The following is a 17,080-nucleotide window of genomic DNA, read 5'->3' as shown; positions in this document are numbered from 1 at the left end:
ATGAGAGGCCGTTACAGACTCCTCGTCTACCTGGCCGGGGCGACGATCGCCAGAACCGGCGACGAGCTGTCCGGACCGGCGTTGCTGCTGCTCGGTCTCAGTGTCGACGGCTCGGCCGCCACCGGGTCCGCGCTGCTCGCGGGCCTGACGATCGCCGCGGCGGCGGGCGGGCCGCTGCTCGGTGCGCTGCTCGACCGCAGTCCCCGGCCGGGACGGCTGCTGGCGTGGGCGCTGCTCGCCTACGCGGGCGGGCTCGGCGCGGTACTCGCGCTCGTCGAAGTCCCCGCGGCGATCGCGGTCGCCGTCGCGGCAGGACTGCTCAACCCGGCGCTGGCAGGCGGCTGGACGGCTCAACTGCCCCACGTCCGCGGCCGGACATCGTTGCCGCGGGCGAGCGCGCTGGACGCGATGACGTTCACCGCGGCGAGCCTCATCGGGCCGGGACTGGCCGGGCTCGTGACCGCCTACGCGGGCGCCCCGGCCGCGGTCGCCGTCGCGATCACCCTGGTCGCGGCGGCTTTCCCGGCCGCGTGGTCGCTGCCCGCCGCCGAGGCTCAGCCCGCGAAACCGATCCGCCGACGGCTCGCCGAGGGGTTCTCCGTCCTCTTCCGCAATCGCTCGCTGCTGCGGGCGACCGCGACGTCCACGGTGTCCTTCGTCGGCATCGGGATCGCCGTGGTCTGCTACCCGCTGCTCGGCGCCCACCGGCTGGGGAACGCGGGATTCGGCGCGTTCCTGCTCACCGTGCTGGCCGCCGCGTCACTGGTCGCGAACGCCGTGCTGGCCCGCAAGCCGCCACCGCCGGATCGGACGGTGCTAGCCAGCACCGTCCTGCTGGGCGCGAGCTTCCTGCTCGCGGCCGCCGGGCACGACGTGGCGACCCTGCTGGCCGCCGCCGTGCTCGCCGGATTCGCCGAAGGACCACAGCTTTCGGCGCTGTTCGCCATCCGGCATCGCGAAGCGCCCGCAGGGGTACGGGCGCAGGTTTTCACGACGGCGGCGAGCGTGAAGATCACCGGACTCGCGGCGGGTGCCGCGGCGGCAGGGCCGTTGAGCGCACTCTCCGTAACCGCCGGGCTGAGCGCCGCGGCGGGGTGCCAGCTGCTCGCGGCCGCGACGTATGTCCTGGTCAGAACATCCGGACGGACTAGAACGCCATCGCCTGCGCGCGCCGTTTGACCTCGGTGCCATGGCTGGTCCGGAGCGCGTTGACCGGCGTCGCCCCCGGCAGGGTGTCGTCCTCGGCGAAGAGCCAGCGCAGCATCTCGGTCCGGCTGAAACCGGAGTCCGCGAGCACCGTGATGGTGCCTGCCAGGCCCTTGACCACGCCGTCCTTCACCAGGAACGCGCCGGGGACGTACAGCTCACCCTTGCGCCGGACAGCGATCAGATGACCGTCACGCAACATCTGGCGGACCTTGTTGGCCGAAACGTTCAGCGCGGTCGCGACCTCCGAAATCGGGAGAACGGCCACATCTGCACCGAGAACGTCGTCGGCGACGGGAATACCACTCACAGGTGACACTGTGCCACATTCCGTCTCGTGTCCCGTTACTGCGCACGGGTGACGGCCTCCACCGTGACGGAAAGTGCCCGTTCGGTGACGCATACCGCCGTTTCGACGAAATGCCGGAAATCGTGATCCTTGCCGGGCCAGGTCCCGTACACCAGAACATGGGCACTTCCGTACGATCCATAGCCGTGACACGCACGGACCCCACTCTGGTGGGCACTCTGCTCGAGGGCCGTTACCGGGTGGACAAGCTGCTCGCGCGCGGCGGGATGTCGTCGGTGTACCGCGGCGTCGACACCCGCCTGGACCGCCAGGTCGCCATCAAGATCATGGACCCGCGCTTCGCCGACGACAGGTCGTTCGTCGAGCGCTTCGAACGGGAGGCCCGCTCGGCGGCCCGGCTGCACCATCCGCACGTGGTGGCGGTGCACGACCAGGGCTTCGACACCCCAGGCGGGGAGGAGTCCGGTCGCGCGTTCCTGGTCATGGAACTCGTCGACGGCGGAACCCTGCGCGAACTGCTCGCCGAACGCGGCCCGCTCGACGTCGCGCTCGCGCTGAGCATCGCCGAACCGGTGCTGTCCGCACTCGCCGCGGCCCACGCGGCCGGACTGGTGCACCGCGACGTCAAACCGGAGAACGTGCTCATCGGCCGCGGCGGCACGGCGCTTTCGGGCGGCGTGGTCAAGGTGGGCGACTTCGGCCTGGTCCGCGCGATCGCGAGCGCGGGGACCACGAGTTCGAGCGTCATCCTCGGCACCGTCGCCTACGTCTCGCCCGAACAGGTCGCCACCGGCGCGACCAATTCCAGCGGCGACGTCTACTCCGCCGGGATCCTGCTGTACGAAATGCTCACCGGGCGGGCGCCCTACACCGGCGACACCGCCATCTCGGTGGCGTACCGGCACGTCAACGACGACGTCCCGCGCCCGAGCGAACTACGGCCGGGGATCCCGCCCGCGCTGGACGAGCTGATCCTGCGCGCCACCCGCCGCGACCCCGAACAGCGCCCGTCCGACGCGGCGGTGTTCCTCGCCGAGCTGAACCATCTGCGCACCGTCCTCGGCATCCCGGCGGTCCCGGTGCCCGTGCCGCTGCCCGCCGACGCCGACCGGGAGACCGACGCGGAGCGCACCACCCCCGGTATCCCGGCCGTCCCGGCGGTGAACCCCGCCATGGCGACCACGGTGCTGGCCCCCGTCGCCGAGGCGACCTTGCCGGTCACCGGCCCGCGCGGGACGCAGGCGCTGCACCGGGAGCCGCAGTTCCCGCCCACCCCGCCGCCCGGCACCCAGCCGCCGCGAACGCCTCCCCCTCGGCCCAAGCCGCCCGCGGACGACGAAGAGCAGCCTCGGTCGCGCAAACGTCTCTACGTGATGATCGCGGCCGCCGTCCTGGTCCTCGGAGGCCTCATCGGCGCGTTCGCCTTCATCCTCAACGACTCCGGCCCGACGTCGTCCTCGGTGCCGAAGCTGGCCGGGATGAACCAGGCCGCCGCCGGTGACGCGCTCCGTTCGGCGAAGCTGACCCCGGCCTACACGGAGGAGTACAGCGACACCGCGGCGCAGCACACGGTGATCCGGTCCGATCCGGCGGCGGGCGCGTCGGTCGCGCCGGGCACCACGGTCAACGTCGTGCTGTCGAAGGGCCGCCCGATCGTGCCGGACATCCAGGCCGGGACCAGCCAGCAGGACGCCGAGACGGCGATCAAGGCCGCACAGCTGACCCCGGTGCAGGGCGAGCAGGAGTTCAGCGACGTCGCCAAGAACAAGGTGATCCGCGTCGATCCGAGCCCGGGTTCGCAGCTGAACATCGGCGGGCAGGTCACGATCATCCTGTCGAAGGGCCCCGAGCCGCTGCCGCCGGTTCCCGACGTCACGGGCCAGAGCAAGGACGCCGCGTTCGCGATCCTCCAGCAGGCCGGTTTCCAGCCGTTCCAGGCAGGCGAGGAGTTCTCCGACCAGTTCGCCGCCGGCCAGGTGGTCCGCACCGATCCGAAGGGCGGCGGGAAGGCGAGCAACCGCCGCATCGGGGTGTTCGTTTCGAACGCCGTCGAAGTACCGAACGTGACCTTCAAGCGGATGGAGGAGGCGATCCAGATCCTGCGCCAGGCCGGACTGGAAGCCGACCGTGAGGGTCGAGGAAACGGCAACGGCCACGGCGGCGGAAACGGCGGTTTCGACTTCGTCCTGCAGCAGGATCCGCAGCCGGGCACCAAGGTCCCGAAGGGGTCAAAGGTGCGGATCAGAGGCTTCGGGTGACGCGAAAGGTGCGGTGAAACCGTTCAGTACCGGCACGGTCATCGGATACCGTGAACCGCATGGTGGTCTTCGACGGCGTGAGCGGCGTGTCTGCCAGGTGCGCCCCACCCGGTCCGCGATGAGCTTCTTCACGGACGGCCCGCGCGGCCGTCCCCTGTTCCCGGTGCCGGAACAGGAGCTGTTCGGCTACAACGGCCGCCCGTGGGTGGATCCGCCGCGCGAGTACATCGTCCCGGCGATCCTGCCCTGGTCGATGCCGCTGGGCCGTGCCGAGCGGACCATCGTGGCGCTGCGCGGTATCGAGGTGTGGCCGGAGTCGGTGACCTTCCAGCTGTCGGTGTACGCGCGTGACCTGCTGCTGGACGAACCAGCCGAGGGCCTGATCGACCACCGCCGCGTGCCGGACTACAACGCGCTGCTCGTCGGGGTGCTCTTCCCCGACGGCCGCCGCGCCAGCTCGGAGACCATCTCCGTGCCGTCGGCTTCGAAACCGGACCAGCCGGTGCTGCGCGCGCAGGGGCTCGGCGGTACGTCGTTCCACGTCGACCACGAGATCTTCCTGTGGCCCCTGCCGCCGGCCGGGCCGCTGGAGTTCGTCGTCCAGTGGCTCGACCGCGACATCGAAGAGACACGGACGTCACTCGACGGCACCGCGATCCGCGACGCCGCCAAGGAGGCGGGCGAGATCTGGCCCGGCCTGCCCGCCCGCGAGGCGCACGGACTGCCGGTCCGCCGGGTCGGGGCGCAGGCGATGATCACCCCCGCCTGGCCGCGCGAGTCGCAGGCGCCGCCTCCGCTGCCCCAGCCTCAGCGGCTGTCCCAGCCGGCCCCACCACCTGCCCAGACGCCCGCTCAGGCGACAGCGGACCGGCCGCGGCGGGGCGCGCCGCTGCCGACCCGCCTGCCCCGCCGGGCCCGCTGACCCCCCTTCACCGGCAAGGGGCTGAAGGACGCCTTCCTCGCATCTCACGCGGTGAAGGGCGCTTTCCCCGCATCGCATGCGGGGAAAGCGCCCTTCAGCTCCTTGCCGAGCAGGAAGCGACCCTCAGCGGAACGCTTCGACGTTCGCCAAGGCCCACTGCTCGTAGGTGACACCGGGCCGTCCGGTGAGGTCCTCGACCACGCCCGTCGGTGTGTCGGGGTGCTCGGTGAAGTACGCGAAGCCGTCGAGCAGCCACTTCGCGACTCCCGCCGGGATCCCGGCGTCGGTCCACTGCTTGTCCGCTTCCTCGCGGGTGAGCTCCTGGAAGGTGACTTCCTCGCCGAGCGCGGCCGAGAGGGCTGCGACCTGTTCGCGCTGGCTGATCGCCGTCGGTCCGCTCAGGGTGTACTTCTTGCCGACGTGCCCCTCGGTCAGGATGACGTGCGCCGCCACGGCCGCGATGTCCCCGAGGTCGATCGGCGTCATCCGGGCTTCGGGGTAGGCCTCGCGGACCACCCGTTCGGCCTTGATCGTCGCCGCCCAGCCGAACGTGTTGTTCATGAACGCGCCAGGGCGCAGGAACGTCCAGTCGAAACCGGCCTCCCGGACCGCCTTTTCGACGATGGCGAAGGCCACGCCGCTCGAGTTCTCGGGCGGGTCGTCGGCGTTGCTGCCCGACAGCGCCACCACCCGGCGGACTCCCGCCTCCTTCGCGAGCTTCACGAAGTCGTCCACCGTGTCCGCCAGCGGTGCCAGGTACACGGTCTCGACGCCCTTCAGCGCCTCCGGCAGGGTCTCCGGCTTCCCCAGATAGCCCTTGGCGACCTCCACCTGCTCCGGCAGTGCCGCCTTCGCCGGATTCACGGTCAACGCCCGCACCGGCGCTCCGGCCTCCACCAGTTCGTCGACCACCAGCCTGCCGACGTTTCCGGTCGCACCGGTCACCAGGATCGTCACGATGCCCCACTCCTTTTCGTACGCCCTACGGGAATGATTCAACCGTACCGCATACGAGAATGTAGAATCCAGCTTCACGGCCGAGTGGAGTGTGGATGGACTTCGAGCGCAGTCTCGAGCTGTTGTGGCGCGACCGCGGTGAGGCCCGGCAGCCGACCAGGGGACGGAAACCGAAACTCACCCTCGACCGGGTGGTCGCCACCGCCGTGGCCCTCGCCGACGGTGCGGGCGAAGCGACCGTGTCGATGAGCCAGATCGCCAAGGAACTCGACGTCGGCACGATGACGCTCTACACCTACGTCCCCGGCAAGACGGAACTGCTCGACCTCATGGTGGACTCGGTGCTCGCCGAACGGGATCTCCCCGGCCCAGGCGATCCCCGGCCGGACGGCTGGCGCGAGCGGGTACGCCTCTACGCCGAACGCACCCTGGCCGTGTACCGCGAGCACCCGTGGCTACGGTCGGCGTCGTCGGTGCGGCCGGTGCTCGGGCCGGGGCTGATGGCGGGCCAGGAGTACCTGATCGCGGCCGTCGCGGACATCGGCTTGCCGCCGCGCGAGGTGACCGCGGCCGCGCAGAGCATCGAGGTGTACGTCCAGGCGAACGCGGCGCTTTCGGCGGAGACGGCCCAGCTCGAACAGCGGACCGGCGAGTCGACCGACGCCTGGTGGGGGCAGCGGTCGGTGTTCTGGGAGAAGTACTTCGACGTCGAACGGCATCCGGCGATGACCCGGATGTGGGAAAGCGGCGGCTACGACTCCGACAGCTGCGAAGCCGCCGACGAGACCTTCACGTTCGGCCTGGAACGCCTGCTGGACGGCATCGAAGCCCGCGTTTAGAGGACGGAACGCGTCAGGAGACGGTGGGCAGGTCCGGCGCCGAGACGTCGAAGACCTTGCCCTCGCGGGTGAGCAACGCGGCGAGCACCTTCGCCTTGCGCTCGGTGTCGGCCGAGGTCCCCCACCGCACGGTCTTCCCGTCGGCCAGCGCGAACTCGACGCTGCCGGGCGTCTTCGCCGTCGCGGTCGTGACCTGCTTCAGCAGCTGCTGCGGGATCACGCCGAGGACGCCGGTCACCGCACGGGTCACCGGGTCGTCGGCCGACACCGACGGCAGCTTCAACTCGGGCAGCCCAGCGGGCCGCTCCTTGAGTGTCTTGAACACCACTCCCCCGCCGTCGACGAGGTGCACCCCGTCGCCGCCGGGGCCGCTGTCGAAGAACGCGATGGCCGCCCGTTCGGTCACGGTGATCTCGAGCGTGCTCGGCCAGGACCGGGAGACGTCGACGGTGGCGATACCGGGCATCTGCGCCACCCGGTCGCGGATCTCGTCGGTGTCCAGGCGCAGCATCGGCTTCTGGTCCGGTACCGCCGCCGTGGCGCGGATCTGCTCCGCGGGGACGGAGTTGGCGCCGACGACGTCCACCTGCTGCACGCCCAGCATCGAGCTGAACCACAGCAGGTAGACGACGGCGACGACGGTCAGCACCGAGAGCAGCGCGACCCAGCGCCGCCGCAGTTCCTTGCGCCGGATCGGCCGGGTGGTCCGGCGACGATCCTGGACGGACCGCCTGCCGCGCCTCGCTTCCGCGCCCTGAACCCGCTTGACCCGCTTGGCTCGTTCGGTACGCGGACGCCGACCGGGTTCGGCCGGGCGGCGGCGTTCCCCGGTCTGCGTCATGGCTGAAGCGTGTCTCCCGAACTGAGGTGGACAGGTTGGGTGAGGGTACGCGCGCGCGTTTCTTTTCGGCCGGAGGCCTCGGCTTCGCGGAGGCGGGCCGCCGGCCTGGCCGGGTGAGCGGACAGGCGATGCCGCGGCCCGGCTACGGGAATCCGAAAGCGCGCCTTGAGAGACATGGCTAGCCCGCCCGCCGGTCCAGTTCGGCCAGGATCTCCGGGCCGATCTGAGTGACGTCACCGGCGCCCATGGTCACCAGCAGGTCGCCGGGTTTGACCAGATCCGCGGCGAGCTTCGCCGCGACGTCGAACGCCGGCTGGTAGTGCACGGTGGCGCCGGAGATCTGGTCGGCGATGAGCGCGCCGGTCACGCCGGGTTCCGGCTCCTCGCGGGCACCGAACACGTCCAGCACGATGACCTCGTCGGCCAGCGACAAGGCCGCCGCGAACTCCTTCGCGAACGTCTTCGTGCGCGAGTACAGATGCGGCTGGAAGACCACGATGACCCGGCCGGAACCGGCCGCCGTCCGCACCGCGCGCAGCTGCGCGTCGACCTCGGTCGGGTGATGCGCGTAGTCGTCGTACACCCGGACGTCGCCGGAGCGGCCCTTGAACTCGAACCGGCGCCGGACGCCGCCGAACGCGGCGAGCCCTTCGGCGAGGCCCTCGACCGGTGCGCCGAGTTCGATCCCGGCCAGCAGCGCGGCGATCGCGTTCAGCGCCATATGCTCACCCGGCACCGCGACGCGGAGGTCGATTTCCTTGCCCTGCAAGGAGATACGCACGACGCCGCCTTCGGGGGCAGGCGTGTAGTCCAGCACCTTCGCGTCGTCCGCGCCGGTGACCGAACGCCCGTAGCGGCGGACGCGGATGCCGCGTTCCTCCGCCTGCGAGCCGAGCTTGTCCGCTCCCTCGTCGTCACCGCAGACGACGAGCAGCCCGCCCGGTTCGATCCGGCCGAGGAAGTCGGTGAAGACCGAGACGTACGCCTCGGCCGTGCCGTGGTGATCGAGGTGGTCCGGCTCGACGTTGGTCACCACGGCGACCGTCGGCGAGTAGGCCAGGAACGACCCGTCGCTCTCGTCGGCTTCGGCGACGAAGACGCCACCCTCGCCGTGGTGGGCGTTCGCGCCCGACTCGTTGAGGTCGCCGCCGATGGCGAACGACGGGTCGAGGCGGCAGTGCTGCAGCGCGACGGTCAGCATCGACGTCGTCGACGTCTTGCCGTGCGTCCCGGCGATGCACGCGACGCGGTGGCCACCCATCAGCCCGGCCAGCGCCTGCGCGCGGTGCAGGACGGTGATCCCGCGTTCCCGCGCGGCCATCAGTTCCGGGTTGCTCTCCTTGATCGCGGTCGACACGACCACCGACGACGGGCCTTCGGCGAACGCGTCGAGGTTCTCGGCACGCTGGCCGATGGCGATCTCGGCGCCCTGTGCCCGCAGCGACAGGAACGCGCGCGACTCCTTCGCGTCGGACCCCGAGACCTGGGCCCCGCGGGCCAGCAGGATACGGGCGATGCCGCTCATCCCGGCGCCGCCGATCCCGATCAGGTGGGCACGCGTGAGCGTGTCCGGGAGGTTGTCAGGCACCGGCTACCTCCAGCACGATCTTGGCAAGGGTCTCGTCGGCCTGGCGGTGGCCGAGACCGACCGCGGCCGCACTCATCTTCGCGACCCGGTCGGCGTCGGCGACCAGCGGGATCACCAGCTCGGCGATCTTGGCGGCGGTGAGGTCGGCGTCGGTCACCATCAGCGCGGCACCCGCGTCGACCGCGGGCTGGGCGTTGCTCGCCTGTTCGCCGTTGCCGTAGGGCAGCGGGACGAACACCGCGGGCAGCCCCACGGAGGTGACCTCGGCGACGGTCATCGCGCCGGAGCGGCACAGCACCGCGTCGGCGGCGGCGTAGGCGAGGTCCATCCGCTCCAGGTACGGCACCGGGACGTACGCGGGCCTGCCGGGGAACTCCTGGACGACCAGTGTGTTCTTCGGTCCGTGTGCGTGCAGGACGCCGACCCCGGCGTCCGCGAACTCCTTGGCCGCGGCCGAGACCGCGCCGTTGATCGACACCGCGCCCTGCGAACCGCCGAAGACCAGCAGTGTCGGGACGTCCGGGTCGAGCCCGAAGAACTCACGGGCTTCGGCACGCAGCGCGGCCCGGTCGAGCGAGGTGATGGAGTGACGCAGCGGGATGCCGACGACCTCGGCCTTCGGCAGCGGCGTCCCCGGGACGGCGACGGCGACGCGGGCGGCGAATCGCGCGCCGACCCGGTTCGCCAGCCCGGCCGCCTTGTTGGCCTCGTGGACCACGATCGGGGTGCGGCCACGCGCGGCGAGGTACGCCGGGAGCGCGACATAGCCGCCGAAGCCGACGACGACGTCCGCGCCGACCCGGTCCAGGACGGCACGGGTGCGCTTGACCGCGTCGCGGACCTTCAACGGCATCTTCAGCAGCTCAGGCGTCGGCTTGCGCGGCATCGGCACCGGCGGGATCAGCTCCAGCGGGTAGCCGCGCGCCGGGACGAGTTTGGTCTCCAGACCGCGCTCGGTCCCCAGCGCGATCACCTTCGCGTCGGGACGCAGGCGCATCACGGCGTCGGCGAGCGCGAGTGCTGGTTCGATATGTCCTGCGGTGCCGCCCCCGGCGACCACGACCACCGGCGCCTTGCCCGCGGCGGATCTCTCGGCTCCCTTAACGGGGTTACTCACCTATGACCTCTCCGGTTTGCGGTACCCCGTTTCGCGGTACCGCGGTTCACCGCCGTACGTGCGGCCGTCCTTCTGCCGGGTTCCCGCACCGAGCGGCGCCGCTCCTGTGCGGGCGATGGCCTCGCCGTCCTCGGCGCGGGCCTCGCCGCCTTGGTGGCGCCTCCCCTGGCCGCGGCGCCCTTGCGCTTGGCGGGCGGGCGGTACGGGTCGGGCGCGGGAAGCCTCAGCAGGCGTCCGAATTTACCCGGCCCCTGCGAACGCAGTGCGGCCACCGCCTCCGGTTCGTGCCGGGCGGCGTTGGCGAGGACCCCCATGATGAGCATGGTGATCACCAGCGACGTCCCGCCGTAGGAGATCAACGGCAGGGTGACCCCGGTGACCGGCAGCAGGCCGACGACGTAGCCGATGTTGATCCCCGCCTGCGCGACCAGGAAGACGGTCAGCGTGCCGGACACGATACGGATCCACGGGTCGAGGTTGCGGGCCGCGATGCGCAGGCCCACGATGGCGACCCCGGCGAACAGCGCCAGCACCACCACGCAGCCGATGAAGCCGAGTTCCTCGCCGATCAGGGCGAAGATGAAGTCGTTCTGCACGTTCGGCAGGTAGCCCCAGTTGGACTGGCCCTGTCCGAGCCCCTTGCCGAAGAGCCCGCCGTCGGCGAGCGCGAGTTTCGCCTGGTTGGCCTGGAAGCCGTCGGCGCTGGTGTCCGGGTCGCCGGAGACGAACGACATGACCCGCCGCAGCCGGTACGGGGCGATGATGGCGAGCACCAGCACCCCGACGAGCCCGCCGGCGAGGATCACGCCGAACAGCCGTTTCGGCGCGCCCGCGAACCACAGCAGGGCCAGCAGCACCACCGCGAGCGTGATCGTGCCGCCGAGGTCGGGCTGCATCATGACCAGCGCGAACATCAGCAGCGCGATCGGCACCACCGGGACGAGCAGATGCCGCCACTGGTTGATGATGTTGTACTTGATCACCAGGATGTGGGCGCCCCAGAAGGCGAGCGCGAGCTTGGCCGCCTCGACCGGCTGGAAGGCGAACCCGCCGAACATGAACCAGCCCTGCGAACCGTTGACGGTCGAGCCCAGCGGGGTGAGCACCAGCGTGAGCAGGCCGAGGCAGACCACGGTCATCGTCGCCGAAAGACGCCGGACGCGTTCCAGCGGGATCCGCAGTCCGATCCAGAACACCACCGAGCCGATGGCGACGAACAGGATGTGCTTGCTGAACTGCGCGTAGACCCCGCTGCCGGTCTTCGGGTTGTACGAAGCGACCGAAGACGCCGAAAGCACCATCACGATGCCGATCACGGTCAGCACGCCGGTGAGCGCCAGTACCAGGTGGAACGAGGCGAGCGGCCGCGAAAGCCACGCCGTCAGCGCGGTGCGGAACGCGACGAACGTGCTTTCCTTGCGTTCCCGTGGCTTACGTGGCTGGCCGGGCTGGCGCTTTCTTTCCTCAACCGCCGTCACTGGTCTCCCCCGCACCGTCGCGCAGGACACGGACCGCACGCGCGAACGCGTCGCCGCGCGCGCCGTAGCTCGAGAACATGTCCAACGACGCCGCGGCGGGGGCCAGCAGCACCACATCTCCGGGCCGCGCCAGGGCGCGGGCCGCCTTCACCGCCGCAGTCATGGGGTCATCGTCACCCGGAAGGAGGCTGTTCACCGGGACATCCGGCGCGTGTCGCGCAACAGCGGCGGCGATCGCGGGTGAATCCACGCCGAGGAGCACGACTCCGCGGAGCCTGCCCGCGATCGAACCGACCAGTTCGTCCACCGACGCGCCCTTGAGCTGGCCACCGGCGATCCAGACGACGGACAGGTGCGCGCGCAGCGAACCACTCGCCGCGTGCGGATTGGTCGCCTTGGAGTCGTCGATGTACCGGACACCGTCGACCTCGGCGACCTCCTCGGCCCGGTGCGGGGCGGGGCGGTACTCGCGCAAGCCCTTGGCGACGTCCTCGCCGCTGACGCCGTAGGCGCGGGCCAGCGCCGCCGCGGCGAGCGCGTTGGACACGTTGTGAGGACCGGCGGGCCGGACGTCGGCCAGCGTGCCGAGTTCGTCGGCGCTGGTCGCCGGGTCGGCGACGAAGGCGCGGTCGACCAGCAGGTCTTCCACGATGCCGAGTTCGCCGGGGCGCGGGGTGTCCATCCCGAAGGCGACGCGGCGGGCGCCGGCGGGCGCGTGCTCCTCGGCGAGCCGGATGGACCACTCCTCGTGCAGGTTGTGCACCACGTTCCGCGAGTGGGCGTGGATCCGGCCCTTCGCGGCAGCGTATTCCTCCATCGAGCCGTGCCAGTCGAGGTGGTCCTCGGCCAGGTTCAGCACCACGGAGGCGTGCGGGGCGAGCGTGGACGACCAGTGCAGCTGGTAGCTCGACAGCTCCACGGCGAGCACCTCGTGCCCGGCCCGGACGGCGTCGAGTACCGCGAATCCGACGTTCCCGCAGGCCACGGCGTCGACCCCGGCGGTGCGCAGGATCGACTCCAGCATCCCGACCGTGGTGGTCTTGCCGTTGGTGCCCGTGATCGCGAGCCACACCGGCGGTTTGTCGCGCAGCTGCCCGACGCGCCACGCCAGTTCGACGTCGCCGATCACCTCGATACCCGCTTCGGCAGCGGCCACCAGCAGTGGCGACGTGGGCCGCCAGCCTGGGCTGGTCACGACCAGCTCGACGCCTTCGGGCGGGTCCGTCAGGCCCGGCACGAGTTCCGCGCCGAGCCCTTCGAGTTCCGCCAGCCGTTCGGCGTTGCCGTCGGTGACGGTGACCCGCGCCCCCTGCTCCCGCAGGACGGGGACGATGGATTTGCCGGTGACCCCGGCTCCGGCCACGAGGACGTGACGACCGGCCAGTTCCACCGCTTAACCCCCGAGACCGAGTTGCTCGCTGTAGAACAGCCCGAGACCGAACATGCAGCAGATGGCCGAAAGCAGCCAGAACCGGATGATGACCGTGGTCTCCGCCCAGCCCGCGAGTTCGAAGTGGTGATGGAACGGGGCCATCCGGAACAGCCGTCGCCTGGTCGTGCGGAACACCGCGATCTGCGCGACCACCGAGATCATCTCGACCATGAACAGACCGCCGATGACGATGGCGAGCAGTTCGGTGCGGGTGGTCATCGACAGCCCGGCGACGAGGCCACCGAGCGCGAGCGAACCGGTGTCGCCCATGAAGATCTTCGCCGGTGCCGCGTTCCACCAGAGGAAACCGACGCAGGCGCCGGTCGCCGCGGCGGCCACCACGGCGAGGTCCAGCGGGTCACGGACGTCGTAGCAGGCGGCCTGCGGGGTGACCGCGCACGAGAGGCGGGTCTGCCAGAAGGCGATGACGACGTAGGTCGCCAGCACCATCGCCGCGGTGCCGCCGGCGAGACCGTCGAGGCCGTCGGTGAAGTTCACCGCGTTCGACCAGCCCGAGATGACGACGTAGCAGAAGATCACGAAGAACACCGACGGGAAGGTGATCAGCGCGAGGTCACGCACGTAGGAGAGGCTCTCCGACGCCGGGGTGAGCCCGCGTTCGTCGGCGAACTGCAGCGCCAGGATCGCGAAGCCGATCGTGACCACCAGCTGGCCGACCAGCTTCGCGGTCTTGTTCAGCCCGAGGTTGCGCTGTTTGCGGATCTTGATGAAGTCGTCGAGGAACCCGACGATCCCGAGGCCGACGGCCAGCCCCAGCACCAGCAGCCCCGAAGCGGACGGGCCGCCGGTGCCGTTGCCGCCGCTGAGCGAGCTGATCAGATGGGCCACGAAATACCCGACGACCATCGCGACGATGATCGCGACACCACCCATCGTCGGGGTACCGCGCTTGGATTTGTGTCCCTGCGGTCCTTCCTCCCTGATCTCCTGGCCGAAGCCCTGCCGGGAGAAGACCCGGATCAGATAGGGAGTGAGGAGGATGGAGACCAGCAGGCCCGCCGCGGCCGCGATCAGGATGCTGATCACGCGTCACCACCGTTCGAGCGTTCTTGAGAGGGGGAAGGGGGTACTACAGGGGATTCAGCGTTCGTTTCGGGGGAGGCGAGCAGGGCATCGGCCACCCGCCACAGCGCGGCGGACTTGGACGCCTTCACCAGCACGATGTCGCCCGCGCGGAGCTGATCATGCAGCAGGGCGATGGCGGCCTCGACGTCGGGTACCAGTACCGACTCCTCGCCCCAGGAACCCTCCTGGTGCGCGCCCTGGTGCATGGCCGCGGCGGCCTCTCCGACGACCACGAGCTTGTCGATGTTGAGCCGGACGACGAGCCTGCCGATGCCGTCGTGCGCCTCGACCGCGTCGTCGCCGAGGTCGGCCATCACGCCGAGCACGGCCCAAGACCGGCGCTCCGTGCTCATCGACGCGAGCGCCTTGAGCGCGGCGCGCACCGACTCGGGGTTGGCGTTGAACGAGTCGTTGAGCACCGTGACGCCGTCGGGCCGGGTGGTGACCTCCATCCGGCGTCCCGAGCGCTGCTCGAGGCCCGACAGACGGGCCGCGATCTCCTCGGTCGTCGAACCCAGTTCCAGCGCGACCGCGGCGGCGCTGAGCACGTTGCCGACGTGGTGCTCGCCGTACAGCGGGAGCTTCACCGGGGCCTCGCCGGACGGGGTCACCAGCCGGAACGACGCCCGCGCTTCCTCGTCGAGGGTGACGTCCACGGCGCGGACGTGCGCGGACGCGCTCTCGCCGACGTACACCACGCGCGCGTTCGTGCGGCTCGCCATGGCGGCGACCAGCGGGTCGTCGATGTTCAGGATCGCGACGCCGCCGTCTTCGGCGCTCGGCAGTGCCTCGACCAGTTCGCCCTTGGCCTTGGCGATGCCCTCACGCGAGCCGAACTCGCCGACGTGCGCGGTGCCGACGTTGAGCACGGCCCCGATCCGCGGCGGCGCGATGGCGGCCAGCTCGGCGATGTGGCCGGGCCCGCGGGTGGACAGCTCCAGCACCAGGTGCCGGGTCGAGGCGTCGGCCCGCAGCGCCGTCCAGGGGTGGCCCAGCTCGTTGTTGAACGACCCCGGCGGCGCGACCGTCGGGCCGAGCGGCTCCAGCAGCTGGGCGATGACGTCCTTGGTGGAGGTCTTGCCCGACGAGCCGGTGACGCCGACGACGGTCAGGTGCTCGCCGGACAGCTTCTCGACCACGTGCCGGGCGAGCTTGGCCAGCGCGGCCAGTACCGCGGCGCCCGCCCCGTCCTTGTCGGCGACCAGCGCGAACGCGCGATCGTGCGCGGTACCGGCGGGCAGCGGCGGCACGATCACGGCCGGGGCGTCGACCTCGCGGCCCGCGAGCACCGCGACGGCGCCGGCCTCGACGGCCTTCGCGGCGAGGTCATGGCCGTCGACCCTCGCGCCGGGCAGCGCGACGAACAGGCCACCGGGGGTCAGCTCGCGGGTGTCGAATTCGACGCTCCCGGTGACCTCGGCGGTGCCGTCGGTCCGGTGCAGCCTGCCGCCGACGATGTCGGCGATCTCGGCCAGGCTGAGCACGATCACGATGTCTCCAGACGTCTGCGGATGGCGGAGGCGAGTTCGTCCCGGTCGGAGAACGGGTGCACGACACCCTGGACCTCCTGGCCGGTCTCATGGCCCTTGCCCGCGATGAGCACGATGTCGCCGGGCTTGGCGAGCTCGACGGCGTGGATGATGGCCTCGCGACGGTCGGCGATCTCGAGGATCTCGCCGCCCAGCGCCGGACCGGCGTTGCGGGCCCCGGCCAGCATGGCCGCCCGGATCGCGGCCGGATCCTCCGAACGCGGGTTGTCGTCGGTCACGATCAGCACCTCGCTGCGCCGGACCGCCGCCTCGCCCATCATCGGGCGCTTCGCGGTGTCGCGGTCACCGCCGCAGCCGAGGACGGTGATGATCCGGCCCTCCGTGCGGGCACGCAGCGCGTCGAGCCCCTGCGCGACCGCGGCGGGCTTGTGCGCGTAGTCGACCACCGCGGTGAACGGCTGGCCGAGGTAGACCCGCTCCATCCGGCCCGGCACCTCGACCGCGGCGAGCCCGGCGACGATGGCGTCGAGCGGGACACCGGCGGTGGCGAGGATCGCGGCCGCGAGCACCGCGTTCGCCACGTTGAACTCACCCGGCAGCGGGATCTTCGCCGAAGCGGCGAGGCCGTCGGGTCCGTGGAGAGTGAAGGTCTGTTCCCCCGCCGGGGTGGGCGTGAGGTCGGTGGCGCGCCACTGCGCGTCCGAGCCCGGCTCGGTGGAGACGGTCACCGTGTGCGGGGTCAGGAGGGCGTGCCCCCACGCGCTGTCGACGACGACCACCTCGGCGGTGGAGCGGCCGTCGAACAGCAGCGACTTGGCGGCGAAGTACTCCTCCATGTCCTTGTGGAAGTCCAGGTGGTCCTGGGAGAGGTTGGTGAAGGCCCCGACCGCGAAACGCGTGCCGTTGACCCGGCCCAGCGCCAGCGCGTGGCTGGAGACCTCCATCGGGACGTGCGTGACGCCGCGCTCCACCATGACGGCGAGGAGCGCCTGCAGATCCGGCGCCTCGGGGGTGGTGAAGCCGCTGGCCAGCCGCTCGCCCGCGATCCGGGTCTCGACCGTGCCGATCAGGCCGGTGGTGAGCCCGGCCGCCTTGAGCCCGGCGTCGACCAGATACGACGTCGTGGTCTTGCCGGACGTCCCGGTGATCCCGAGGACCGACAGCTCCAGCGACGGCTCGCCGTAGATCCAGGCCGCGATCTCGCCGAGGGCGGCGCGCGGGTCGGGGTGCACGAGGATCGGCACGCCCGCGTCACGGAGCACCGGGCGCTCGGCACCGGCCTCGTCGGTGAGCACGGCGGCCGCTCCGGCGGCGATGGCCTGGTCGCTGAAGTCCGCGCCGTGGGCACGGGCACCGGGAAGCGCGGCGAAGAGGTCTCCGGGGAGGACGTGCTGCGCGCGCAGCGTGCTGCCCGTGACCGTCAGCTCGGCCGCGGCCGGGTAGTCGTCACCGCCCACCACGAGCCGCGCGCCCGCCCTGGCGAGCAGCGTGCCCAGCGGCATCGGCTCGATCCTGGCCGGACGAGGGGGTGCGGAGACGGCCTTGACCGGGCTGTC

General features: G+C 71.3%; 14 protein-coding genes. 4 read left to right on the top strand and 10 right to left on the bottom strand.

From position 1 onward, the window contains the following. Nucleotides 1–1,179, top strand: coding sequence for an MFS transporter (locus ACZ5ZX_RS24335; protein ID WP_465504283.1), 1,179 nt, complete (start codon nucleotides 1–3; stop codon nucleotides 1,177–1,179). On the opposite strand, the gene ACZ5ZX_RS24330 is transcribed toward ACZ5ZX_RS24335, so the two are convergent. Continuing rightward, nucleotides 1,148–1,516, bottom strand: a complete 369-nt coding sequence (locus ACZ5ZX_RS24330) for an Rv2175c family DNA-binding protein (RefSeq protein WP_465504282.1) — start codon at nucleotides 1,514–1,516, stop codon at nucleotides 1,148–1,150. The two genes, ACZ5ZX_RS24335 and ACZ5ZX_RS24330, sit on opposite strands and share 32 nt — an antisense overlap. A gap of 185 nt (nucleotides 1,517–1,701) precedes the next feature. Here ACZ5ZX_RS24330 and pknB point away from each other — a divergent pair, with 185 nt between their 5' ends. Further along, nucleotides 1,702–3,774: a Stk1 family PASTA domain-containing Ser/Thr kinase gene (gene pknB, locus ACZ5ZX_RS24325; RefSeq protein ID WP_465504281.1), complete on the top strand. Its 2,073-nt coding sequence runs from the start codon at nucleotides 1,702–1,704 to the stop codon at nucleotides 3,772–3,774. Between the two features lie 118 nt (nucleotides 3,775–3,892). Then, nucleotides 3,893–4,696 (top strand): hypothetical protein, encoded by an 804-nt coding sequence (locus ACZ5ZX_RS24320; RefSeq protein ID WP_465504455.1) that lies wholly within the window; start codon nucleotides 3,893–3,895, stop codon nucleotides 4,694–4,696. Between the two features lie 123 nt (nucleotides 4,697–4,819). Here the strand turns inward: ACZ5ZX_RS24320 and ACZ5ZX_RS24315 are convergent, their stop codons facing one another. Beyond that, on the bottom strand, nucleotides 4,820–5,653 hold the full coding sequence (locus tag ACZ5ZX_RS24315; RefSeq protein WP_465504280.1) for an NAD(P)H-binding protein: 834 nt from the start codon (nucleotides 5,651–5,653) through the stop codon (nucleotides 4,820–4,822). A gap of 95 nt (nucleotides 5,654–5,748) precedes the next feature. Between ACZ5ZX_RS24315 and ACZ5ZX_RS24310 the strand changes: the two genes are divergently transcribed. Beyond that, nucleotides 5,749–6,492 (top strand): TetR/AcrR family transcriptional regulator, encoded by a 744-nt coding sequence (locus tag ACZ5ZX_RS24310; protein ID WP_465504279.1) that lies wholly within the window; start codon nucleotides 5,749–5,751, stop codon nucleotides 6,490–6,492. Between the two features lie 13 nt (nucleotides 6,493–6,505). On the opposite strand, the gene ACZ5ZX_RS24305 is transcribed toward ACZ5ZX_RS24310, so the two are convergent. The 8 genes from ACZ5ZX_RS24305 to ACZ5ZX_RS24270 all read right to left on the bottom strand — a co-directional run bounded on the left by ACZ5ZX_RS24305 (nucleotide 6,506) and on the right by ACZ5ZX_RS24270 (nucleotide 17,026). Next, nucleotides 6,506–7,333 carry a cell division protein FtsQ/DivIB gene (locus tag ACZ5ZX_RS24305; RefSeq protein ID WP_465504278.1) on the bottom strand — a complete coding sequence of 276 codons (828 nt, stop codon included), beginning with the start codon at nucleotides 7,331–7,333 and terminating at the stop codon, nucleotides 6,506–6,508. Nucleotides 7,334–7,511: 178 nt separating this feature from the next. Continuing rightward, entirely contained in the window at nucleotides 7,512–8,921 is a 1,410-nt protein-coding gene (gene murC / locus ACZ5ZX_RS24300) for a UDP-N-acetylmuramate--L-alanine ligase (protein ID WP_465504277.1), read from the bottom strand. Further along, complete coding sequence (murG, locus tag ACZ5ZX_RS24295; RefSeq protein WP_037304270.1) at nucleotides 8,914–10,038, bottom strand: undecaprenyldiphospho-muramoylpentapeptide beta-N-acetylglucosaminyltransferase; 1,125 nt, start codon at nucleotides 10,036–10,038, stop codon at nucleotides 8,914–8,916. The genes murC and murG overlap by 8 nt, the downstream gene beginning before the upstream one ends. Further along, entirely contained in the window at nucleotides 10,035–11,516 is a 1,482-nt protein-coding gene (ftsW, locus tag ACZ5ZX_RS24290; RefSeq protein WP_465504276.1) for a putative lipid II flippase FtsW, read from the bottom strand. Before ftsW ends, murG begins: the two co-directional genes overlap by 4 nt. Next, complete coding sequence (gene murD, locus ACZ5ZX_RS24285) at nucleotides 11,503–12,906, bottom strand: UDP-N-acetylmuramoyl-L-alanine--D-glutamate ligase (RefSeq protein WP_465504275.1); 1,404 nt, start codon at nucleotides 12,904–12,906, stop codon at nucleotides 11,503–11,505. The genes ftsW and murD overlap by 14 nt, the downstream gene beginning before the upstream one ends. Nucleotides 12,907–12,909: 3 nt before the next feature. Further along, nucleotides 12,910–13,995 carry a phospho-N-acetylmuramoyl-pentapeptide-transferase gene (mraY, locus tag ACZ5ZX_RS24280; protein WP_037304276.1) on the bottom strand — a complete coding sequence of 362 codons (1,086 nt, stop codon included), beginning with the start codon at nucleotides 13,993–13,995 and terminating at the stop codon, nucleotides 12,910–12,912. Further along, complete coding sequence (locus ACZ5ZX_RS24275) at nucleotides 13,992–15,524, bottom strand: UDP-N-acetylmuramoyl-tripeptide--D-alanyl-D-alanine ligase (RefSeq protein WP_465504274.1); 1,533 nt, start codon at nucleotides 15,522–15,524, stop codon at nucleotides 13,992–13,994. Before ACZ5ZX_RS24275 ends, mraY begins: the two co-directional genes overlap by 4 nt. Beyond that, nucleotides 15,521–17,026, bottom strand: coding sequence for a UDP-N-acetylmuramoyl-L-alanyl-D-glutamate--2,6-diaminopimelate ligase (locus tag ACZ5ZX_RS24270; protein ID WP_465504454.1), 1,506 nt, complete (start codon nucleotides 17,024–17,026; stop codon nucleotides 15,521–15,523). Before ACZ5ZX_RS24270 ends, ACZ5ZX_RS24275 begins: the two co-directional genes overlap by 4 nt. Nucleotides 17,027–17,080 lie beyond the last annotated feature (54 nt).

Source organism: Amycolatopsis sp. NPDC033938, assembly GCF_055575975.1.
The sequence above is the reverse complement of the archived record's forward strand: the minus strand, read 5'-3'. Positions and strand labels throughout refer to the sequence as shown.

Excerpts from the sequence above, each read along its gene's own strand:
- ACZ5ZX_RS24270 (WP_465504454.1), bottom strand. The coding sequence starts at position 17,026 with ATGCCGCTGGGCACGCTGCTCGCCAGGGCGGGCGCGCGGCTCGTGGTG.
- ACZ5ZX_RS24305 (WP_465504278.1), bottom strand. The coding sequence starts at position 7,333 with ATGACGCAGACCGGGGAACGCCGCCGCCCGGCCGAACCCGGTCGGCGT.
- ACZ5ZX_RS24335 (WP_465504283.1), top strand. The coding sequence starts at position 1 with ATGAGAGGCCGTTACAGACTCCTCGTCTACCTGGCCGGGGCGACGATC.
- ACZ5ZX_RS24310 (WP_465504279.1), top strand. The coding sequence starts at position 5,749 with ATGGACTTCGAGCGCAGTCTCGAGCTGTTGTGGCGCGACCGCGGTGAG.
- ACZ5ZX_RS24320 (WP_465504455.1), top strand. The coding sequence starts at position 3,893 with ATGAGCTTCTTCACGGACGGCCCGCGCGGCCGTCCCCTGTTCCCGGTG.